General features: G+C 41.0%; 16 protein-coding genes. 4 read left to right on the forward strand and 12 right to left on the reverse strand.

Annotation, left to right across the window (positions count from 1 at the left end; translation table 11 throughout):
• The first annotated feature begins 4 nt into the window (after nucleotides 1-4).
• The 3 genes from CJ263_RS21410 to CJ263_RS13665 are packed head-to-tail and all read left to right on the forward strand — an operon-like array spanning nucleotide 5 to nucleotide 5,208.
• Nucleotides 5-622, forward strand: a complete 618-nt coding sequence (locus tag CJ263_RS21410) for an efflux RND transporter periplasmic adaptor subunit (RefSeq protein WP_317044138.1) — start codon at nucleotides 5-7, stop codon at nucleotides 620-622.
• A 29-nt stretch (nucleotides 623-651) separates the two neighbouring features.
• Nucleotides 652-3,798 carry an efflux RND transporter permease subunit gene (locus CJ263_RS13660; protein ID WP_094997785.1) on the forward strand — a complete coding sequence of 1,049 codons (3,147 nt, stop codon included), beginning with the start codon at nucleotides 652-654 and terminating at the stop codon, nucleotides 3,796-3,798.
• A gap of 6 nt (nucleotides 3,799-3,804) precedes the next feature.
• Complete coding sequence (locus CJ263_RS13665) at nucleotides 3,805-5,208, forward strand: efflux transporter outer membrane subunit (RefSeq protein WP_094997786.1); 1,404 nt, start codon at nucleotides 3,805-3,807, stop codon at nucleotides 5,206-5,208.
• 5 nt (nucleotides 5,209-5,213) lie between these two features.
• On the opposite strand, the gene CJ263_RS13670 is transcribed toward CJ263_RS13665, so the two are convergent.
• On the reverse strand, nucleotides 5,214-6,188 hold the full coding sequence (locus tag CJ263_RS13670; RefSeq protein WP_094997787.1) for a YpdA family putative bacillithiol disulfide reductase: 975 nt from the start codon (nucleotides 6,186-6,188) through the stop codon (nucleotides 5,214-5,216).
• Between the two features lie 179 nt (nucleotides 6,189-6,367).
• Here CJ263_RS13670 and CJ263_RS13675 point away from each other — a divergent pair, with 179 nt between their 5' ends.
• Nucleotides 6,368-6,793 (forward strand): CBS domain-containing protein, encoded by a 426-nt coding sequence (locus CJ263_RS13675; protein ID WP_094997788.1) that lies wholly within the window; start codon nucleotides 6,368-6,370, stop codon nucleotides 6,791-6,793.
• 62 nt (nucleotides 6,794-6,855) lie between these two features.
• Here CJ263_RS13675 and rpe read toward each other — a convergent pair whose 3' ends face one another.
• The 11 genes from rpe to fbaA all read right to left on the reverse strand — a co-directional run bounded on the left by rpe (nucleotide 6,856) and on the right by fbaA (nucleotide 22,131).
• Nucleotides 6,856-7,521, reverse strand: coding sequence for a ribulose-phosphate 3-epimerase (gene rpe, locus CJ263_RS13680; RefSeq protein ID WP_094997789.1), 666 nt, complete (start codon nucleotides 7,519-7,521; stop codon nucleotides 6,856-6,858).
• 82 nt (nucleotides 7,522-7,603) lie between these two features.
• Complete coding sequence (locus CJ263_RS13685) at nucleotides 7,604-10,717, reverse strand: VPS10 domain-containing protein (RefSeq protein WP_094999254.1); 3,114 nt, start codon at nucleotides 10,715-10,717, stop codon at nucleotides 7,604-7,606.
• A 28-nt stretch (nucleotides 10,718-10,745) separates the two neighbouring features.
• Nucleotides 10,746-13,403: a c-type cytochrome gene (locus tag CJ263_RS13690; protein ID WP_094997790.1), complete on the reverse strand. Its 2,658-nt coding sequence runs from the start codon at nucleotides 13,401-13,403 to the stop codon at nucleotides 10,746-10,748.
• Nucleotides 13,404-13,460: 57 nt separating this feature from the next.
• On the reverse strand, nucleotides 13,461-13,913 hold the full coding sequence (locus CJ263_RS13695; protein ID WP_094997791.1) for a tRNA (cytidine(34)-2'-O)-methyltransferase: 453 nt from the start codon (nucleotides 13,911-13,913) through the stop codon (nucleotides 13,461-13,463).
• Nucleotides 13,914-13,915: 2 nt separating this feature from the next.
• On the reverse strand, nucleotides 13,916-14,128 hold the full coding sequence (locus CJ263_RS13700; protein ID WP_094997792.1) for a VF530 family protein: 213 nt from the start codon (nucleotides 14,126-14,128) through the stop codon (nucleotides 13,916-13,918).
• Between the two features lie 5 nt (nucleotides 14,129-14,133).
• Nucleotides 14,134-16,116: a type I pullulanase gene (gene pulA, locus CJ263_RS13705; RefSeq protein WP_094997793.1), complete on the reverse strand. Its 1,983-nt coding sequence runs from the start codon at nucleotides 16,114-16,116 to the stop codon at nucleotides 14,134-14,136.
• Between the two features lie 233 nt (nucleotides 16,117-16,349).
• On the reverse strand, nucleotides 16,350-17,213 hold the full coding sequence (locus tag CJ263_RS13710; protein WP_094997794.1) for a sigma-70 family RNA polymerase sigma factor: 864 nt from the start codon (nucleotides 17,211-17,213) through the stop codon (nucleotides 16,350-16,352).
• Nucleotides 17,214-17,372: 159 nt separating this feature from the next.
• Nucleotides 17,373-19,595, reverse strand: a complete 2,223-nt coding sequence (locus tag CJ263_RS13715) for a polyribonucleotide nucleotidyltransferase (protein WP_094997795.1) — start codon at nucleotides 19,593-19,595, stop codon at nucleotides 17,373-17,375.
• Nucleotides 19,596-19,792: 197 nt separating this feature from the next.
• Entirely contained in the window at nucleotides 19,793-20,062 is a 270-nt protein-coding gene (rpsO, locus tag CJ263_RS13720; protein WP_094997796.1) for a 30S ribosomal protein S15, read from the reverse strand.
• A gap of 97 nt (nucleotides 20,063-20,159) precedes the next feature.
• Nucleotides 20,160-21,035 carry an acetyl-CoA carboxylase, carboxyltransferase subunit beta gene (gene accD / locus CJ263_RS13725; protein WP_094999255.1) on the reverse strand — a complete coding sequence of 292 codons (876 nt, stop codon included), beginning with the start codon at nucleotides 21,033-21,035 and terminating at the stop codon, nucleotides 20,160-20,162.
• Nucleotides 21,036-21,063: 28 nt separating this feature from the next.
• Complete coding sequence (gene fbaA / locus CJ263_RS13730; protein ID WP_094997797.1) at nucleotides 21,064-22,131, reverse strand: class II fructose-bisphosphate aldolase; 1,068 nt, start codon at nucleotides 22,129-22,131, stop codon at nucleotides 21,064-21,066.
• Between the last annotated feature and the right edge of the window lie 36 nt (nucleotides 22,132-22,167).

Genomic DNA, 22,167 nt, shown 5'->3' on the forward strand with positions numbered 1-22,167 from the left:
GTCCATCAGATACAGAAGAGGAGCCTTGGTAAGTCCAAACAATGCCCAGCCCCTTACTATCGTTGCGGATATAAGCAAAGTGTATGCTTATTTCTCCATGAACGAAAAGGATTATTTGGATTTTATTCAGGATACGAAAGGCAATACTATAGACGAGAAGATACAGAATCTACCCGAAGTTGAACTAATTCTCGCCAATGGGAGGGTATACGATCAAAAAGGGAAAATCGAGACCATAAATTCGCAAGTGGACGCCGCTACGGGTGCTATCACCTTTAGGGCCAAATTTGACAACCCTTCAAGGATTTTGACCAATGGCAACAGCGCTAAGATTAGAATACCCAAAAAATATGAGAATGTTCTAGTGGTTCCCAAGGAAAGCACTTTTGACAGACAGGGCAGTGTATATGTGTATCAGGTGCTTTCAGATAGTACGGCCGTATCCAAAAGTATTGCCGTTATTAACGAGGTGCATAATCTCTACTTGGTGGAAAGCGGTATTCAAGAAGGTGATAAAATTGTGGGTCTGGGGGTTGACAAATTAAGGGGGGATACCAAAATTATTCCAAAATCCGTTGCTTTCGATAGCGTTGCAAAGCCCATTAAAAAATTATTTAGATAATAGTTGAACTACTGAAAACACATTAGAATATGCTAAAAAAGTTTATTGAACGGCCAGTACTTTCAACCGTAATTTCGATTATTATCGTCATCTTGGGATTGTTGGGTCTTACCTCACTGCCCATTACCCAATATCCGGATATTGCGCCTCCTACCATTAGTGTGAGTGCCAACTATCCCGGTGCGAATGCCGAGACCATTTTGGAAAGTGTAATTATTCCCTTGGAGGAACAAATTAACGGTGTGGAAGGGATGACCTATCTTACATCCACGGCTACCAATAGCGGTACGGCCACTATAGACGTATTTTTTGACCAAGATGTAAGTCCTGATATCGCGGCGGTAAACGTGCAAAACCGAGTAGCTAGGGCCAATTCACAACTACCACAGGCCGTAATACAGACCGGCGTTACTACACAAAAACAACAGACCAGTGCGCTGATGTTCATGTCCTTTTACAGTACCAATCCGGATTATGATGAAACCTTTGTGCAGAATTACCTTAAAATAAATGTAATTCCGGAGATTCAAAGGGTAAATGGAGTTGGTAATGTCAATGTATTCGGTTCCAAGGACTATGCCATGCGAATTTGGTTGCAACCCGAAAAATTAGCGGCCTATGGATTAATACCCTCGGATGTGGTAGCCGTCTTAAATGAACAGAGTTTAGAAGCAGCAGCTGGATCATTAGGCGAGAATGATGGGGAAGCCTTTAGCTATGTAATAAAATATGGGGGAAGGTTTAAAACTCAGGACCAGTACAGTAATATTGTAGTAAAGGCTTTGGACAATGGACGATTTCTGAGGCTTGAAGATATTGCCGAAATAGAATTAGGGGCCCAGTCGTATGCAGCAAGTTCCATGACGTCAGGTCATCCGGCCGTAAACATGGGAATCTATCAGACCAAGGGATCTAATGCCAGGGAAATAATTCTTGAAATTGAAAATAGGCTAGAACAGATCAAGGAAGACCTTCCGGCGGGTATCAATATTTTTGTACCCTACAACACCAATAATTTCTTGAACGCTTCTATAAAAAAAGTGGCCAGTACCTTGGTAGAGGCCTTTTTGTTGGTATTCCTCGTCGTTTTTATTTTTCTTCAGGACTTTAGGTCTACTCTCATTCCTGCCATTGCCGTTCCGGTTTCCATAATTGGAACATTTTTCTTCTTGAATCTTTTTGGTTATTCCATCAACTTGTTGACTTTGTTTGCCTTGGTTTTGGCCATTGGTATTGTAGTGGATGATGCCATTGTTGTTGTGGAAGCGGTACACGCCAAATTGGACAAGGGAGCCAAGGATGCCAAACAGGCAACAGTAACGGCTATGAATGAAATATCGGGAGCGATTATATCCATCACTCTGGTCATGGCGGCCGTATTTATACCGGTAACCTTTGTCACGGGACCTACAGGGGTATTTTATGAGCAATTTGGGGTAACCTTGATTGTGGCCATCATCATTTCTGCAATTAATGCGCTTACCTTGAGCCCGGCACTTTGTGCATTGTTCTTAAAACCACATACAGAGGAGGATGAAGGAAAAAAGAAAAATTTTAAACAGCGATTCTTCGATGCGTTTAATAGCGGTTTTAGGGCGACTACCCAAAAATATGGCCGGTCCGTTCATTTTCTGTACAAACATAAGTGGGTAACCGCATTTATTCTTGTTTTGGCCTTTGTTGGTATTTGGTGGTCATCCAGTGTGGTTAGAACTGGTTTTGTTCCCGATGAAGATCGCGGTATTGTATTTATGAACATTGAGCTTCCTCCGGGTTCCTCCATTGACAGAACCCATGAGGTCAATGAAGAGTTGTATTCCAAAATCAAGCAGATACCAGGGGTTTTGGATGGTTCAGTTATTGAGGGACGTAGCTTTTTGGGAGGTGCAGGCAGCAATTACGGTCTGGGTTTTGTTCGATTAAAGGATTGGGACGAGCGGGGAGCAGATTCGTTGTCCATGGAGGCCATAACAGCAAAAATGTTTGGAGCCGCGGCAACGATTCCTGAAGCTAATATAGTATTCTTTGCCCCTCCAAGTATTCCAGGTTTTGGACGTTCCTCGGGTGTAGAGGTAAATTTATTAGATCGCGCCAGTGGTTCTTTCACGGATTTGGATAAGGTGAACAAGGAATTTATTGCCAACTTGACCCAAAGACCGGAAATTCAATATGCGCAGTCCTCATTTGATACGGGATATCCGCAATATGAACTTGAAATAAACGTGCCAAGGGCCAAGGAACTTGGGGTATCCATAAGTAGTATTTTTGCCACCCTACAGGGGTATATCGGGAGTATCTTTGCTGCGGATTTTTCCCGTTTTGGTAAACAGTACCGTGTGTATGTTCAGGCACTTCCAGAGGATAGGGCGGATCGCGACAATCTGGACCAAATGTTCGTTAGAACTTCCGAAGGTGTCATGACCCCCATTACGGAATTTATCAGTTTGGAAAGGGTGTATGGACCACAATCCGTAACACGGTTTAATTTGTTCAACTCCACGAAGATTACGGCCGCCACGAATCCAGGATATAGCTCGGGAGATGCTATAAAGGCCGTGGAAGAAGTGGCCAAATCCCTACCGACAACGTTTTCAATTGCGTATTCCGGCCTGACACGTGAAGAAGTGAATGCCGGAGACCAGACCACGACTATTTTTCTATTGTCATTGGTGTTCGTGTATTTCCTGCTTGCGGCGCAATATGAAAGTTATCTAATACCTTTTTCTGTATTGCTGTCGTTGCCGTTAGGTGTTTTTGGTGCCTATTTGACTACGCAATTGGCCGGACTTCAAAATAATATCTACTTCCAAATTGCCTTGATCATGTTAGTAGGTCTTCTTGCCAAGAATGCGATTTTAATTGTGGAATTTGCCCTGCAGAGAAGAAAGCAAGGATTATCAATCCTTGATGCTGCCGTGGAAGGTGCAGAATCAAGACTACGCCCAATTTTAATGACCTCCTTTGCTTTCATATTGGGATTGATGCCCTTGGCCCTAGCAGGTGGAGTAGGGGCAGAAGGGAATAGATCTATTGGTACTGGCGCCGTGGGTGGTTTGTTCATTGGTACCGTAATAGGTGTCTTCGTTATTCCCACCTTATTCATTTTCTTTCAGTGGTTACAGGAAAAAATATCCGGAGAGCCAAAATTCGAAACGGTAGAAAAACAGAATAATTAGTATAGTATGCGATTGTCAAAATATATAAAAATTGGTTTTACGGCATTTTTGCCAATAATCTTGGTTTCATGCTTTTCTGCCAAGACGTATGAAAGACCGGAGGATGTGGTATTGGAGTCACAATATTTTAGAACGGATTCCCTACAAAGAGATAGTGTTTCCTTGGCAACAATTTCATGGAAAGAATTGTTTACAGACCCATATCTACAAGGTTATATAGAAGAAGGTCTTCAAAATAATATTGACATTAGAAAGGCCATTCAACGCATTTTGACTTCGGAAGCATATTTAAAACAGGGAAAGGCCGGCTATTTTCCTACCCTGAATCTCAACCCAAAATATACCCATACGGAGATTTCCGGGAATAGTCAGTTTGGAGGTCTTTTTAGTAGGTTGGATCAATACGAGGTAAGTGGTGGACTGTCTTGGGAGGCCGATATTTGGGGTAAAATCAGAAGTAATAAAAGGGCTTTCGAGGCAAGTTACCTACAATCGGTCGCCGCCCATAAAGCGGTGAAAAGTACCTTGGTGGGAAATATAGCTTCTCTCTATTATCAACTATTGTCTTTGGACGAGCAAATCCAGATTACAAAACTGACCATAGAAACCCGTTCCAGCGGATTGGAGACTACCAAAGCTTTAAAAGAGTCGGGAAATGTTACTGAGGTCGCCGTAAAACAAACGGAGGCCCAATTGTATACGGCACAGGCATTGTTGATCGACTTGGAAAATTCAGTAAAGCTTTTGGAAAATTCCATGTCCTTGATTTTAGGTGATGAACCAAAGGAAATTGTAAGAAGTACCTTGGAAGAGCAAAAAATAAATACACCACTGAGTATTGGGGTACCCGCCCAACTCTTGGCGAACCGGCCCGATGTTATATCCGCCGAGTATGGTCTTGTAAATGCTTTTGAACTTACCAATGTTGCCCGAAGTAATTTTTATCCATCCATTACCCTTACCGCCAATGGAGGGCTTCAAAGTTTGGATTTCAATAAATTGTTCGATACTAATTCCTTGTTTGCTTCCATTGTAGGAGGACTTACACAGCCATTATTCAATGGTAGAAGAATACGAACACAATATGAAGTGAGCCAGGCCCAACAGGAACAATCTATGTTGGATTTTAAATATGCCTTGCTGAACGCCTCTAAGGAAGTATCCGATGCACTTTATTCCTACCAAGCGGCTATGGAAAAAATTGAAGTGAAGAAAAAGGAGTATGAAGCTTATACCATGGCTCGGGAATATTCCCAAGAGCTATTGGATAATGGTTTGGCTAATTATCTTGAAGTATTGAACGCAAGACAAAATGCGCTGAATACAAATTTGGACCTTATCTCTACGAAAAATAATAAGCTACAAGCCGTGGTGAACTTATATCTTGCCTTGGGAGGAGGTTGGAATTAAAAATGTTATTTATGGTTTTTGTCAAGAATATGGGCAACGATCATTTTGGCATGTATTCTTGAATTTTCAATAAACCATTTGTGGGTTTCCATGCCACCGCATATTACACCAGCCAAATAAAGATTTTTAACATTGGTTTCCATAGTTCCAGGGTTGTATTCCGGTAGTCTTTTCTTATCATCTGAAATATGGATTCCCAACATTTTTAAAAATTTAAAATTAGGCTTGTAACCGGTTAGGGCCAGGACAAAATCGTTGGGTAAACTCAGGGTTTCTCCATCTTCATTGATGATTTCTATGGAATCCTCATGGATGGCCTTCACGGTACTATTAAAATAGGCCATTATGCTTTTTTCCTCGATCCTGTTTATAATATCGGGTCTTACCCAATATTTGACCCGCTGACCAACCTCCGGTCCGCGAACAATCAAAGTGACTTCAGCACCCTTTCTCCAACATTCCAAGGCCGCATCTATGGCACTATTACTGGCGCCAACTACGGCAATTTTTTGACCGGCATAATAATGGGGGTTTCCATAGTAATGGGCTACTTTGTCCAAATCTTCCCCTGGCACGTTTAGTAAATTGGGAATATCATAAAAACCTGTGGCCACGATGACGTTTTTGCCCTCATATGCACCTTTACTCGTTTTTACTTGAAAGGTTTGGTCAACTTTTTCAACATCAAGAACTTTTTCGAACAAGTGTATGTTGAGCTTATTGGAAGTTACGATTCTTCGGTAGTATTCCAATGCCTCGTCCCTTTTCGGTTTGGCCTCTTTACTAATAAATGGTATTTCGTCTATTTCCAATCTCTCCGAGGACGAAAAGAACTGCATATTGGTTGGGTAATTGAACAAGGAATTTACAATAGGCCCTTTTTCCAAAATAATATAGGATAATCCTTTTTTTTGTGCTTCCAACCCACAAGCAATGCCAATTGGTCCCCCTCCTATGATTACAATATCAAATAATCCCATCCCTACTTAATTGATTAAAATAGACTTTATTATCAGTAGTGCAAAACTAGCTATTTTAGATAAGAAACGTCCTCGCTAAAGGAATTGAAAATGGAATTAAAATACTTTCATTTATGATTTTTATCATGCTCAATGTGTTCGTTTTATCGGAACTTTAAATATCATTTAAAACCAAAGTTATGAGTCTTAGACATAGAGTGCCCGTATCAACGATTATGACAAAAAATATCATTACACTTAATAGTACTGATAAACTGGATACCGCAGAACGTTTATTCAAAGAAAACAATATCCGCCATATTCCGGTGGTAGAAGGTGATAAAATTATTGGAATGTTGAGCTTGACGGATTTGCTTCGGATTAGTTTCGCCGATGGTGCTTACGAAGATGATTCAGAAGTGGAAACTGTTGTTTACAATATGTTCACCATTTCTCAAGTGATGGCCAAAAATCTTAAGAGTATTTCTTCCGATACTACAATTAAGGAAGTGGCTGAAATTTTAGCGCATAATGAGTTCCATGCGCTCCCTGTGGTAGATGGGGAAACCTTGGTCGGGATTGTAACCACCACGGATTTGATAAAGTACCTTTTGGAACAGTATTAGTTTGTTTTTAGGTTTTACAAAAGGTGGTCCTTTTAGCTTTTTGCAAATGGGCCGCCTTAACCTTATTGGTAATCGGCCGCTTTTTTTAGGTCAGAAATGGTCTGAGTAGGATTATCACTTTTAAAAACAAAACTTCCGGCCACAAGAATATCGGCGCCAGCATCCGTCAATTGTTTTGCATTCTTCGTAGTTACACCACCATCGATTTCTATTAGTGCCGAGGCTTTTTTTCTTTTTATGAGTTCCCTTAATGACTTTATTTTTTGGTAGGTATTCTCAATAAAGGATTGTCCCCCAAATCCTGGATTAACACTCATTATCAATACGATATCAATATCGTTTATGATATCTTCCAACAAACTAATATTGGTGTGCGGATTTAAGGCAACGCCTGCTTTCATCCCCTTGGCCTTGATAGCCTGAACGGTTCTGTGTAAGTGTGTACAAGCTTCGTAATGAACTGTTAGGGAGGCGGCTCCCAATTCTGCAAAACTATCGATATATCTATCGGGGTCAATAATCATCAGATGTACATCCAAAGGTTTGGTTGCATATTTCTGAATGGCCTTGATTACGGGCATTCCATATGAAATATTGGGGACAAAAACTCCGTCCATAACATCAATATGGTGCCAATCTGCCGCGCTGGATTCGACCATCTCAACATCACGCTGCAGATTTCCAAAGTCTGCTGCCAAAAGAGATGGTGCTATTTTGGTCTTGGTCATTTTGTGCGTATCCATTTATTCCGAACAAAAATAGTCATTTGTTTACCGAAGCCACTAGTATTCCCCCCACCAATATGAAATGTTATTCCAGTTCTTTTAATCCCTTATCAGCTAAAAGTTTATTGACCTTGGGTTTGTCGTTCGATACTATTTTGTTCAATTTATCCAATTGTACTTTAAGATCAGCCGATAATTCTTCGTATACCTTGTAAGCGCCATCGGTTGGTCTGGCTTCCCCAGACTCTACACTTCTCCTTAACGAGGCCAATCTATTGTTCAACTTTATAGGGAAATTTAACGGGTCTTGGCCGGACTGGTTTTTTACCTGATACAGTTCCTCCTCCACTTCGGATAATTTTTCCATAAATGGAACTACGGTTCTAGCATATTCCCTCGATGTGAATTTCGATTTGTTGTCTTCAAGGTATGATTTCATTTCCCGAATTTTAATAACCGCCTTGTTCGCATCGCTGGTTTTGTTCATTATCTTATTGGCCAGTTCAAACTGCTCATCCAAATCTTCTTTGGTAATACCCTTTAAATTGGGATCTATTTCAACGTTGAAGGAATATGTTTTTTCATAATCCCCTGTCTTCATTTTCACCTTGTAGGTACCCAATGGTGCTTTTGGTCCTCTTGCTGGTCTGGCGCTCCAAATGATCATTCCATCAAATGTGGTAGCCCCCGGGTATCGTAAATCCCAAGTAAACGTATTTAAACCCTGTGCGGTAGTTGGCTTGGTGGAACCGCCCCTTTGCCAACTTGGAATGTTGGGGTCTTCCTTATATTCTGGCTTACTTCCCGAAAAGCTATCTACCAAATTATCCTTGGCATCATAAATTTCGAATGTAATGGTATCCAACTGACTCTTTAAATAGTATTGAACATTAGCTTTGGTAACTCCCCTGATAGCATTTTCAGGTTGAAAAAGAACGGCATCCTGTTCTTTCATTTCAGGAGCATACTGTCTTAAAGGTTGTATATCGTCCAATATCCAAAAACCGCGTCCATGAGTGCCAAGAACTACATCGTTGTCTTTAACGACCAAATCCCTAACCGGTGTATCCGGCAGTTTCAGTTGAAGACTTTGCCATAGTTCACCATCATTCAGGGAAAAATAGACACCATGCTCGGTAGCTAGGAACAATAGGCCTTCCCTTACCGGATCTTCCCTAACGGCCCTTGCAAAATGTCCGTCGGAAATGCCATTTATAATTTTGGTCCATGTTTTTCCGTAATCATGGGTTTTAAAAACATAGGGCTGTCTATCGTCCACCTGATATCGGTTGGCCGCAACATATAAGGTTCCCGGGTTATGAACCGACTCATCAATAATACTTACCCTCGAAAATTTTGGCAAACCCTCTGGGGTAATATCCTCCCAATTTTTGCCGCCATCCCTGGTGATATGTATTTTACCATCGTCAGAACCGGCCCAAATGGTATTGATGTCATGATTTGATGGGGCAAGAGCGAACACCGTGGCATAAATCTCAGGTCCGTTCATGTCCATCGTAATAACACCTCCGGTTTTATCAAGTGTGGAAGGGTCCGCATAGGTAAGGTCTGGACTGATTTTTTCCCATGACTGGCCGTCGTCCGTTGTTTTCCAAACATGTTGGGAACACGTATACATTACGTTAGAATCCTGAGGGGCAAACATAATGGGGAAGGTCCATTGCCAACGTTCCGGCAAGGCACTTGCCGGTTCTCCAGAAAAAAATCTTGGGTATACCTGTATGTCCCGTGATTGCCCATTGCTTCTGTCATATCTAGTCAGCAAGGCCCCTTGGCTGCCTGCATAAAAAATATCCGGATTTTCAGGATGTTGTGTTATCCAACCACTTTCCCCACCACCTACGGCATAATACCACCCATGATTGGGACCGCGGGCCTGCATATGGTCCCATCCATCACTTGGTACGGCCACCGTACTATTATCTTGCTGGGCACCCGCCACATGATAGGGTACATCACTGGTGGCCATAACATGGTACAATTGTGTAGTTACATAGTCTTCTTCCGTCCAGGTCTTTCCTCCGTTGATACTAACGATTCCCCCACCATCGTTGGAAGATATCATCCGATTAGGGTCATTTGGGTCGATCCAAAGATCGTGGTTGTCACCGTGAGGTACTTCTATTTCTGTATCAAAGGTTTTTCCACCATCAGTAGACTTCCAAAAATCCACATTGAGGCCGTACACGGTTTCTTTGTCTATAGGGTCAGCATAAATTCTGGAATAGTAAAAGGCGCGTTGTCTAAGTTTACGCTCATCATTGGTACGCTCCCAGGTTTTACCTGCATCATCGGATCTAAAGACTCCTCCTTCATTGGCTTCAACAATGGCCCATACACGATTGGAGTCAGCAGGGGAAACCGTAACACCAATTTTACCAATAGGACCTTCTGGCATACCAGGGTTTTTGGTCAAATCGGTCCAAGTTTCTCCTCCATCGGTAGATTTCCATAATTTACAATCCGGTCCACCACCCCACATTTTCCAAGCTTTTCTTTGTACCTGCCAAGTGCTGGCATAGAGTACATCTGGATTGTTTCTATCGATTATCATATCTACGGCACCTGCTTTTGGGCTTATATATAATACTTTTTTCCAAGACTCACCTCCATCGACACTTTTAAATACCCCACGTTCTTCATTGTCACCATAAGGATGTCCCAGAGCGGCCACATAAACAATGTCTGCATTTGTAGGATGAATCCGGATTCTAGCAATGGCCTGAGTTTCCTCCAAACCCAAATGCTTCCAAGTTTCACCGGCATCTGTTGATTTATATACACCATCCCCTTGTGTAATACTTCCCCTCAGCTGTACCTCACCCATTCCAATATATACGATGTCTGGGTTGGTCTCCGCTACAGCTACGGCACCCACGGACGAACTGTTAATTTGGCCATCCGTAACAGGTTTCCATACATTGCCGCCGTCAGTAGTTTTCCACAATCCTCCACCGGTAGCTCCAAAATAATATTCGTTGGGTCTGCTTGGACTACCGGCCGAGCCTAGGGAACGTCCACCACGTGCGGGACCAATGTTCCGCCATTCCAGTCCTTCATAAAATGAAACGGGAATAATTTCTGCTTGAGATTTTGTATTTGATGCATCCTGTCCAAAGCAATTTGGTGAGATGATGATAAAACTTACTAATAGTAATTTGGTCAATATTTCTTTCATGTATGTAGTGTTCTGAATTAGGTTTGGATTATTTTTCTTTTGATTCCGTATAAAGCTCATGGTTTTCGTCGCCACCAGCATTTATATACGCAATTAAATCTACTATTTCTTTTTTGCCCAAGTGATTTAATAGTCCTGATGGCATAGGAGAAATTGGGGATAATTCCCTTTTTGTTATCTCTTTCTTGTTAAGGGTAGTCGTGTACGTTTCGTTAAATGGATTGGGCATTAGAACAACTTCTTCCTCCGTTTCGGATTTTATTCTACCGGCAATTTTATTTCCGTTTTCAAGGTGGAATAAGGTATTGGCATATTGATCCGAAATTTCGTCGTTGGGACTGTAAATGGCGAATAAAAGGTCATAAGTTCCAAATTTGGTATGTGCTTGTGTTAAGTCTGGGCCTGTCGCTCCGCCCTCGCCTCTAATTCTATGGCAAAGAATACAGGTGGCTGCCGCAAAAGCCCTTTTACCGTCTTCAATAGTACCTTTGTAATTATTGAGTCCATCATCGCCCCAAACAATATCTCCCATGTCACCGCCCGTATAGTTTCCTCCGGGTCCAATAGGTTGGGGTAGGTCTTCCATGACACTGGTTGGGGAATAGGAGCCTGAAATTTCCTCAAAATAGGGACGCTGGTCATCAGGTACGTTATTCATGGCCCTTTGGCGAACATTTTCCATATAGGCCTTAAAACTCATACCTCCATTAGCGGCCAATACATCGTAGTACCAAAGAAAGTAACGTTTGCGCAAATCTTTGGTCCAACCCTCTTTTGCATTGCTCAAAAGCATCCCATAGTAAATAGCCTCGCTCGGTGGCATTTTTTCGATAACGTCCCTAATTAATGGTCCGTATTGCTCACTTCGTAATGAAGCTTCTTCCGAAAGCATTTCAACCCCTTCGGTTACTGTTTTGTTTTCGGTGTGGTATTCAAGTTGTTGCACCAGTTTTTCGATAATTCCATCAGCATTTAAGTACAACAAAATTTGTCCAAGTTCTTTGGAAATTGAATTGTTCGAATTTGGAAATAGCGGGTTCAGTTTATCAATAATTGCAGCTCCTTCATTTTTAGAGGGAGGTCCCATACGTATAAAATTCAAGGAATAAGCGCGTAAAAGGTCCATTTGCTTTTCTGCTGGCAATGCATTGATGTCTATTTGTTGAAGCTTATTTAAAATAAGTGGTTGTAATTTTTTATCCCCTTGATGGGTTAGAGCGATACTAGCCTCAATGATTTTTACGGCATCCGTTTCATTGGTATAATTCTTTAACCAGCTATTTACAGGCTGATGTTCCAATACAACTCTAGCGGCATAGCGTAAAAAACGATCGGGTTCGTTCAAATGCTGCCAAGCCAATGTTACCCCTTCTGGACCTGTGGCTTTATGAAATTGTTCCAATTGCTTGCGCAGATTTCTTTTGGATTTATCGGCTTCGCTTTTTGCAAGGACGGCAGTGCTCTCTGCGCCTGTATATCTCAAGCGATATAGGTGTGAATCCAATCGTCGACCTCCAGTAGCAAAGTAAAGATTGCCATCATGCCCAGCAATCATATCTGTTAAGGGTAGGGGAGTTCCCGATAAGAATTCTTCCCTTTCGGCCGTGTAAGAACTTCCGTTCGGTTTTAAATCGATAAAATACACCGTACCAAAACTCCAATCCATAACGAAAAGACCATTTTTATATTCGGATGGGAAATTTAGTGTAGACGCCGAAAGTACTGCAGTAGGTGATCCCTGTTCCAAATTATGAACCGCGGGAAGATTATCCGGATAATAGGCAGGCCATTTTCCAGATCCGGTGCGCCAACCATATTCGCTGCCACTTGTAACATGATTAATACGTGTAGGGCGGTACCATGGCATACCTATATCCCATTCCATATCTGCGTCATAGGCAAAAAGTTCCCCGTCATTATTAAAAGCCATATCGAAGGGGTTTCGATACCCGGCCGAAATCAACTCCCAATCGGTACCGTCTTCATTGAATTTGACAATCCAGCCTCCCGGTGCTTTTATATCGTTGGCATGACCTCTGGCATCTAGATATGGAGGAAAAAGGTTATCCTCATCCCAGTTAGTAGGCAAAAGGCTATTCTCCTTTACGGTTTCTGGAATTAGAGTATGATTTCCGGCAATAAAATAAATTTCCGTACCGTCTGGCGATAGAACAAAACTATGCGGTCCGTGTTCTCCGGCGCCATCAAGTTTTAACAACATCGTTATGCTGTCAAGAGCACCATCATTATCAGCATCGGTAATCCTATAAATACCACTTCCTCTTTCTTCCTCATCTGGTATTTCGTCATCCCAATTTTTGTTCACAGCTACATAAAGGCTGTTAAAGGCCCATAGAAGTCCATGAGCTTCACCAATTTCAAGTTCTAAAGGAATTACATTTTTTGATGACAGTGTTTCTCCAATTTTGGGTGCGTTGAATTGGTAGATGTTACCATATTGATCACAGGCGTATATTTGATCATTATCCGCTTGCGCTAACGCTACCCATGAACCCTGCCCATTGTTGCTTGGATGATATATTTCCTCCAAGGTAAACCCTTCGGGAATATTAAATTTGATCTCAGAGGCTTGGTTGGTTGTTTCGTTCTTGGTTTCGGTGTTACAAGCATTAGTCATCGCAACTATTGCCAATATTGCGATGAACCGAATAAAATGATTTTTCATGAATAAAAAAGTTGGTCTTTTAGATACCTAAAAGATACAAAACTTAAGTATAGAAATTTAATGTAATTGTCTTAGACCTTCATATACCGTAATGGCAACTGCATTTGCTAAATTTAAGCTCCTTACATGAGGACTATAAAGTGGGATTTTGAAAATTTCATGCGTATGTTTTTCCAAAATTTCATTGGAAAGCCCACTAGATTCCTTACCAAAAATGAGAAATGTATTTTCTGTGTAAACCGCATCCCAATAGTCTTTTGAACCGTGGGAGGAAAAAAACATCATTTTTTCCTCTTTATGCGATTCAAAAAATTCCTTCTGATTTTCATACTCTTGTATATCGAGATGCTGCCAATAATCAAGGCCGGCCCTTTTCAATCGTTTATCGGTAATTTCAAACCCGTAGGGTTTAACCAAGTGAAGTTTACAGCCAGTAGCCAAGGCAAGTCTTCCTATATTTCCAGTATTGGTATGGATTTCGGGCTCAATAAGAACAATATGAAGTGCCATGTTTAACTCAAGCTTTTTAAATAGAGGTTTTCAACTTTTTTTCTAGCCCAAGGCGTTCTTCTAAGAAACTTTAAACTGGATTTAATAGAAGGATCGTTATTAAAACAATTGATGTTTATTTCAGTTGACAATTCTTCCCATGTGTACACTTGGGTAAGGTGTTCCAAGATTGTAACCAATTTTACGCTGTGAAGGGGATTATTTTTCTGAGTCACTTACTTTACTTTTTAAAAGCTATTGCCATGGAAATAGCTGGGACGTCTATAAAATCCTTGATTATTTTTTGACCTTCAAAGTCAAAATCATCCTTAAAAACGGATAGGTGATATGTGTCCTTAAATGTATATCTGTAAGGATATTGGTTTGCATTGTAAATGACTAAAATTTCCTTCCAAGAATCATCGTTGGCATTATTGTCCAAACTAAATGAAATAACCCCATTTTTTACGGTTTGAAATTTTAGATGTTCTTGAACCTCATTGCCATTCGATATGGAGAATGCTGGGTGCTTTTTTCTTAGGGATATCAGATTTTTGTAATAGTTAAAAACATCCATGTTTTTTACTTTTTGGTTCCAGTCAATTTGATTAACACTATCCGGAAGATTATATGAGTTATGTTCTCCATTTTTAGACCTTAAAAACTCCACGCCTGCATGTAGGAATGGAATGCCTTGGGAAGTTAATACAATGGCATTGGCGAGTTTATGCATGGCTTTTATTTCTTCCTCGCTGGAATCTGGTTTTGAAATCATCAATTTGTCGAACAACGTATGATTATCATGGCAAGAAGTATAGGAAATGGATTGCCAAGGTTCTTTGGCCCAAGGCGCCTTGGAATAATTTATACTGTCATAGTTGATTTGAGAATGTTGAATGCCACCAATAACCCCGAATTTGATAGATTCTTCCTTACCCCTAGCACCGCTTACGAACCCGGTATCCATATCATCAAAAACGGAACCTTTTAGTCCGTCCCTAATATCGTCACTGAACGCTGCAATTTGTTGAAGTTGCTGCATATGCTTTTTCAAAGCTCTTTTTTCCTCCGGCAGAGGAGAGTCTTTTGCTGTCCAACCTTCACCATATAATAGGGCATCGGGATTGACTTTTTTGATTTCTTGGGCAATCTCGTTCATGGTATCCACATCGTGGATACCCATTAGATCGAATCGAAATCCGTCTATATGATATTCCTGGGTCCAATATAAAAGCGATTCCAGCATAAACTTTCTCATCATAGACCTTTCCGATGCCGTTTCGTTGCCACAGGCGGCCGCATCGGAATAGCTGCCATCTTCGTTATGCCGATAATAATATCCTGGTACTTCCTGATTAAAAAGTGATTCCTCCGTTTTACCGGTATGGTTATAAACCACATCGAGAATCACCCCAATACCATTATCGTGAAAGGATTTTACCATTTGTTTGAATTCCTTTATTCTCACTTCGGCATTATAAGGATCGGTCGAATAAGAACCTTCCGGTACATTGTAATTTTTAGGGTCATATCCCCAATTAAATTGGGGAGTATCCAAATTTGTTTCGTCAATGGAATAATGGTCAAAGGAGGGTAGCAAATGTACGTGGGTGATACCTAGGTCTTTTAAATGGTCTATACCTTTTTTGATACCCTCTGGACCTTTGGCGCCTTGCTCTACCAAGCACAAAAATTTCCCCTTATGTTTAACTCCAGATTGAGGATGAATGGTCATGTCCCTTACATGCAATTCATAGATTATTGCCTTATTAGGTGTCTCCAAGGTGGGCCCTTCGTCATTTTCCCAACCTAAAGGGTTTGTGGTTTTCATATCCAAGACCATGGCCTTATTTCCATTTACCCCAACGGCCTTGGCGTAAATACCGGGGGTTTCGTTTAGCCAAGTTTTTCCAATTTTTACTTGAAACGTGTAATAGGTGCCATTTAAATCACCTTTAATTTTAATGTTCCAAACACCGTTTTTATTGTGAGTTAGTTGATGGGTTTCCAATAGATCCGCGTCGTTGCCCGTGGAGTATAAATTTAGTTTTACCTCTTCAGCCGTTGGTGCCCATAATTTGAAATCGGTAGCGTCCTTTGTATAGTGGGGCCAAAGGTTTACGTTGTAGGCAGTGGGGTAGGCGTCGTAGTTTTTTAAATCGATTTTTGGATTACAGGAAATAATCAATACAGTTGAAATTAGAAGAATTGAAAATAACTTCATAAGTGTTGTACTTCATGTCAATATAAGAAAGTTATTCAAATCGCTAATACAATGAAATGTCTGTTTTATGGAAATTTTATGGAAAGTATAAAATGAAAAAACTCCGGTAATCAGCCGGAGTTTATTCATCAATCAAAAAACGAACAGTCATGATAAACTGTTTGTAACCTTAAAATTACAACTTATATGCCAAATTTCCAATTTAGGGAATCTTTAACGTGTAATTTTTCTAGTTAGCCTAGATATGTCTTTAGTATCTTACTTCTAGATGTATGTTTTAGCCTACGAATGGCTTTTTCCTTAATTTGTCTTACCCTTTCCCTAGTCAGGTCAAAAGTTTCTCCTATTTCCTCTAAAGTCATGGAATGTTGACCCGCAAGTCCAAAATACAATCTAATGACATCTGCCTCTCTTGGGGTAAGTGTTTCAAGGGCACGCTCTATTTCAGTACGTAAGGATTCGTGTAACAATTCCTTATCTGGGTTTGGAGACTCGCCACTACGCAATACATCGTAAAGGTTGGAATCTTCACCATCGATCAAAGGTGCATCCATAGATACGTGGCGACCGGAGTTTTTCAAGGATTGTTTTACGTCCTCAACGGTCATATCCAATTCCTTGGCAATTTCCTCTGCGGATGGAATACGTTCGTGTGCCTGCTCCAAGAAAGCAAAGGTTTTGTTGATCTTGTTAATAGATCCAATTTTGTTCAATGGCAAGCGAACAATTCGAGACTGTTCTGCCAATGCCTGTAATATAGATTGACGGATCCACCATACGGCGTAGGAGATAAACTTAAATCCCCGCGTTTCGTCAAAACGCTGTGCAGCTTTGATCAGACCAAGGTTTCCCTCGTTAATCAAATCCGGTAAAGTAAGACCTTGGTTTTGGTACTGCTTAGCAACGGATACCACGAATCTAAGGTTGGCCTTTGTTAGTTTTTCAAGAGCGATCTGGTCGCCTGCCTTGATGCGTTGTGCCAACTCTACTTCTTCATCAGCGGTAATCAAGTCTACTTTTCCAATTTCTTGCAAGTACTTGTCCAAGGATGCGGTCTCCCTATTGGTGACCTGTTTTGTAATCTTAAGCTGTCTCATGAATAAAAATTAAGTTCAATTTGCATAGACTGCATATACTTATACGTAAATTTTCATGGAATGTTACAATTGGGTATAAAAAAGTTCAATTAATCGATAAAACGAATCAAAAAAGCCCCAGCTAATGGCCGGGGCTATGTAAATTAATAAGAATTGAACTTAATCCCTTCTTGGTTTTCTATCGCGATCACGATTTCTATCGTTTCCACGACGGTCATCCCTGCGATTGTTATCGCGTGGAGGTCTTTCCTTAAAACCTTCCGGTTTAGGTAAAAGAGCCTTACGGGAAACTTTATCCTTTCTTGTTCTGGAGTCTATTCCAAAATATTTGACATCAAAAACATCACCCATGTTCACTACATCGGATACATTCTCTGTACGTTCCCAAGCCAATTCGGAAACGTGAAGCAATACCTCATTGCCAGGGGCCTCGGTGTATTCCACCACAGCACCGAAGTCAAGCATTTTTATCACTTTTACCTCGTAAACGCTACCTACTTCCGGTTTGAACATCAACGAATCTATTTTAGCCAAAACAGCATCGATTCCTGCTTGGTCTGTACCTAAGATTTCTACGATACCTTCTTCCGTTACCGGATCTTCGTTGATAACAATTGTTGTCTTGGTCTCCTTTTGAAGTTCTTGTATCACCTTTCCACCTGGTCCAATCAAGGCACCTATAAATTCGTTTGGAATAATACGGGTAACCATTTTTGGAGCATGTGCTTTCACGTCCGCATTTGGGGCGGAGATAGTGTCCGTCAATTTTTCCAAAATATGAAGACGGCCATCTCTTGCTTGTTTCAGAGCTTTCACCAAAATTTCATAGGATAATCCTTTAACTTTAATGTCCATTTGGCATGCTGTTATACCATCGGCGGTTCCTGTTACCTTAAAGTCCATATCACCCAAGTGGTCCTCATCTCCCAAAATATCAGAAAGCACGGCATATTTACCGGATTCTGTATCGGTAATCAATCCCATAGCAATACCGGAAACCGGTTTTTTTAATTGAACACCGGCATCCATAAGTGCCATAGTTCCCGAACAAACGGTAGCCATGGAAGAAGATCCGTTGGATTCTAATACTTCGGATACGACCCTAACTGTATATGGACAATCCTCTGGTACCATTCCTTTTAAAGCTCTTTGGGCTAAATTACCATGACCAACTTCCCTTCTGGAAGTTCCACGAATGGGTCTGGCTTCCCCTGTTGAAAAAGGAGGGAAATTATAGTGAAGGTAAAATCTTTCCTCACCTTCCTGGGATGGCATATCTATTTGATTGGCGTCTCTTGAAGTACCCAAAGTTACCGTAGCCAATGCCTGTGTTTCTCCACGGGTAAAAATTGCCGAACCATGGGTAGATGGTAAGTAATCTACTTCACACCAAATAGGACGAATTTCGTTCGTTTTTCTTCCATCCAATCGTAAGCCTTCGTTCAAGGTAAGATCACGAACGGCAGCTTTTTCCGCTTTGTAAAAATATTTGGATATCAATCCACCAAATTCTTCCTGCTCCTCATCGCTGAAGGAAGCAATTACCTCTTCCTTAATAGCATCAAAAGCGGCACTTCTTTCATGTTTGGCAGAACCGGCCTTGGCAATTTCATATACCTTGTCATAGGCAAGATCATGAACTTTTTTGGCTAAATCCTCATCTTCTCTTTCTGGCTCGTATTCACGAACTTCTTTTTTTCCGAATGCTTCGGCCAATCTTACTTGAGCGGCACATTGAACCTTGATGGCTTCGTGAGCGAATTTGATGGCTTCTGTCATTTCCTCCTCGGAAATTTCATCCATTTCTCCCTCTACCATCATCACGGAGTCTGCCGATGCACCGATAACCATATCGATATCGGATTCTTCCAATTGGGCAAATGATGGATTGATAATAAATTCTCCATTCACTCGACCTACCCTTACTTCTGAAATGGGGCACTCAAATGGAAAGTCCGACAATTGAATGGCAGCAGACGCCGCCAAACCTGCCATCGCGTCTGGCATAACATTTTCGTCATGCGACATTAATTGTATCATAACCTGCGTTTCGGAATGATAATCTTTTGGGAACAATGGTCGCAATACACGGTCTACCAAGCGCATGGTCAATACTTCACCATCACTTGGGCGTGCCTCCCTTTTGAAAAATCCACCTGGGTAACGCCCCGCAGCGGCAAATTTTTCACGGTAATCTACTGTAAGTGGAAGAAAGTCCACATCACTTTGTTTGTAATTGGAAACGACTGTACATAACAGCATACATTTTCCAGATTGAACAACAACAGAACCATGGGCCTGTTTTGCCAATTTTCCGGTTTCGATAGAAATCTCCCTACCGTCACCAAGGTCAATGACCTCTCTAAATACTTTTGGAATCATAAAATTTGATTAAAACCTGATGCTTTCAGGTTTGTTAAACAATGGTCTAACCGCCATTTTTATGGTCGGTATTGTTGTGTTGTTGTGTGGACCAATGAAAAACTGTGTGTAGCTTTTTGTGTGTGTCTATTTTTACTCCTTAGACTTGGAGCATATTTTTGAAAAAAGGGGATGGCTAACCATCCCCTTTTTTTAATTTATTTTCTAATACCAAGCTCTTTGATCAGCTCCCTGTATTTTACAATATCTTTCTTTTTAAGATAATCCAATAAACTTCTGCGCTTACCTACCAATTTCACCAAAGATCTTTCTGTGTTATAATCTTTGTGATTTTGTTTAAGGTGACCGGTCAAATGATTGATACGGTGTGTGAACAGCGCAATCTGTCCTTCGGTAGAACCTGTGTTCTCCGCTTTTCCGCCATGCTTCTTAAAGATGTCGGCTTTTATTTCTTTGGTTAAATACATTCCAATATTATGTTAAATGATTTTTATGTATCCGATTGTTTTTCAATCAGGGCGCAAAGATATATCTTTTTTTGGAATCCCAAGAAACTTTTTTGATTTAAGCAGATGCCTCTTTTTTACGTATCGGATTGTTCTGGATAAGGTCTAAATAGAGATTTATGTTCTTTTTTAAGTCTTTTCTATGCGAGATAAAATCCAAAAAGCCATGTTCCAGCAAAAATTCAGAGGATTGGAAGCCATCTGGCAGTTCTTTACCAGTGGTGTCCTTTACCACCCTAGGTCCCGCAAAACCAATCAAGGCTCCAGGCTCAGCAATATTGATATCGCCCAACATAGCATACGAAGCTGTGGTTCCCCCTGTAGTAGGGTCGGTGCACAGCGAAATGTAAGGTAAACCTGCATCGGCCAATTGTGCCAATTTTGCCGAGGTCTTGGCCAACTGCATTAGGGACAGTGCCGCTTCCATCATTCTGGCACCTCCAGATTTGGAAATCATCACAAAAGGCACTTTTTTCTTAATGGCATAGTCGATTCCCCTTGCAATCTTTTCACCCACAACACTACCCATGGACCCTCCAATAAAGGCAAAATCCATACAGCAAATAACGATATCCTTTCCCATGGATTTTCCAAAGCCGGTACGTACGGCATCCGTTAGACCGGTCTTTTTCTGGGCGGCCTTAAGTCGGTCCCCGTATTTTTTTGTATCCTCGAACTTTAAAGGGTCTTTGGAAGAAAGCTTGGAATCCAATTCCGTAAATTTATTGTTGTCAAATAGGATTTTAAAATATTCCTTACTTCCTATGCGGACGTGATAATCATCCTCCGGACTTACATAAAAGTTTTTGGCGAGGTCTTCCGATTCTACGATTTTACCTGTGGGGGACTTATACCATAAGCCCTTAGGGGTGTCTTTTTTTTCCTCTGTTGAAGTCTGGATTCCTTTTTCCTTTCTTTTAAACCAAGCCGTCATGTCTTCCATTTAAAATTTATCTCAAAAATTACAGCGTATTTACGTTGTTCAAGTCTTCAAAGGCTTGCTTTAGACGCTCAACAAAGGTAATTTCACCATGTCTTAACCACACTCTAGGATCATAGAATTTTTTGTTCGGTTCGTCAGCACCTTTGGGGTTTCCTATTTGTGACTGCAAATAGTCTTTATTATCCTGTACATAATCACGAACCCCTGCCAAGAAGGCATATTGCAGGTCTGTATCAATGTTCATTTTAATAACTCCATAACTTATTCCTTCCCTAATTTCTTCAACGGATGAACCTGACCCTCCATGGAAAACAAAGTCTATATGATTATGACCTACACCGTATTTTTCAGAAATATACTCTTGAGAGTTCTTTAGAATTTTTGGAGTCAGTTTTACATTACCCGGTTTGTATACCCCATGCACATTTCCAAAGGCAGCGGCAATTGTAAATCTATGGCTAACCTTGGAAAGCTCCTCGTAAGCGTAGGCCACTTCTTCTGGTTGCGTGTATAGTTTTGAATCGTCTACACCGGAATTGTCCACACCATCCTCTTCACCTCCCGTGATACCCAATTCAATTTCCAAGGTCATCTCCATTTTGCTCATTCGCTCCAAATAACCTTTGCAGATTTCAATATTTTCTTCCAAGGACTCTTCGGACAAGTCAATCATATGGGAGCTGAACAAAGATTTTCCAGTTTCTGCGTAATGTTTTTCACTTGCATCCAATAATCCGTCTATCCAAGGAAGTAATTTTTTGGCGCAGTGGTCCGTATGTAGGATTACCGTTGCACCATATGCTTCGGCTAACTGGTGTACATGTTTGGCTCCCGCAACAGCACCCTTTATAGCGGCATTTTGGCCTTCGTTGGAAAGTCCTTTTCCTGCATTGAACTGTGCACCTCCATTTGAAAATTGAATGATGACAGGAGCGTTTAAGCTTGCGGCAGTTTCAAGTACACCGTTAATAGTGTTTGAACCTATTACGTTAACGGCCGGTAACGCAAAACCTTTTTCTTTTGCATACTTGAAAATTTCCTGTACCTGATCTCCGGTAGCTACTCCTGGTTTAATATTATGAGCCATAATCCTTATTGGTGTTTTTAGTTTCTAAAATTGTGC

It is taken from the genome of Maribacter cobaltidurans, assembly GCF_002269385.1.
In the GTDB taxonomy this organism is placed as follows: Bacteria; Bacteroidota; Bacteroidia; order Flavobacteriales; family Flavobacteriaceae; genus Maribacter; species Maribacter cobaltidurans.

What these genes read in the sequence shown, in the direction of transcription:
- fbaA (WP_094997797.1), bottom strand. Translation starts at nt 22,131, where the DNA reads ATGGCTCATAATATTAAACCAGGAGTAGCTACCGGAGATCAGGTACAG.
- rpe (WP_094997789.1), bottom strand. Translation starts at nt 7,521, where the DNA reads ATGACCAAGACCAAAATAGCACCATCTCTTTTGGCAGCAGACTTTGGA.
- pulA (WP_094997793.1), bottom strand. Translation starts at nt 16,116, where the DNA reads ATGAAGTTATTTTCAATTCTTCTAATTTCAACTGTATTGATTATTTCC.
- CJ263_RS13690 (WP_094997790.1), bottom strand. Translation starts at nt 13,403, where the DNA reads ATGAAAAATCATTTTATTCGGTTCATCGCAATATTGGCAATAGTTGCG.
- CJ263_RS13660 (WP_094997785.1), top strand. Translation starts at nt 652, where the DNA reads ATGCTAAAAAAGTTTATTGAACGGCCAGTACTTTCAACCGTAATTTCG.
- CJ263_RS13695 (WP_094997791.1), bottom strand. Translation starts at nt 13,913, where the DNA reads ATGGCACTTCATATTGTTCTTATTGAGCCCGAAATCCATACCAATACT.
- rpsO (WP_094997796.1), bottom strand. Translation starts at nt 20,062, where the DNA reads ATGTATTTAACCAAAGAAATAAAAGCCGACATCTTTAAGAAGCATGGC.
- accD (WP_094999255.1), bottom strand. Translation starts at nt 21,035, where the DNA reads ATGACGGCTTGGTTTAAAAGAAAGGAAAAAGGAATCCAGACTTCAACA.
- CJ263_RS13710 (WP_094997794.1), bottom strand. Translation starts at nt 17,213, where the DNA reads ATGAGACAGCTTAAGATTACAAAACAGGTCACCAATAGGGAGACCGCA.
- CJ263_RS13675 (WP_094997788.1), top strand. Translation starts at nt 6,368, where the DNA reads ATGAGTCTTAGACATAGAGTGCCCGTATCAACGATTATGACAAAAAAT.
- CJ263_RS13670 (WP_094997787.1), bottom strand. Translation starts at nt 6,188, where the DNA reads ATGGGATTATTTGATATTGTAATCATAGGAGGGGGACCAATTGGCATT.
- CJ263_RS13685 (WP_094999254.1), bottom strand. Translation starts at nt 10,717, where the DNA reads ATGAAAGAAATATTGACCAAATTACTATTAGTAAGTTTTATCATCATC.
- CJ263_RS13665 (WP_094997786.1), top strand. Translation starts at nt 3,805, where the DNA reads ATGCGATTGTCAAAATATATAAAAATTGGTTTTACGGCATTTTTGCCA.
- CJ263_RS13715 (WP_094997795.1), bottom strand. Translation starts at nt 19,595, where the DNA reads ATGATTCCAAAAGTATTTAGAGAGGTCATTGACCTTGGTGACGGTAGG.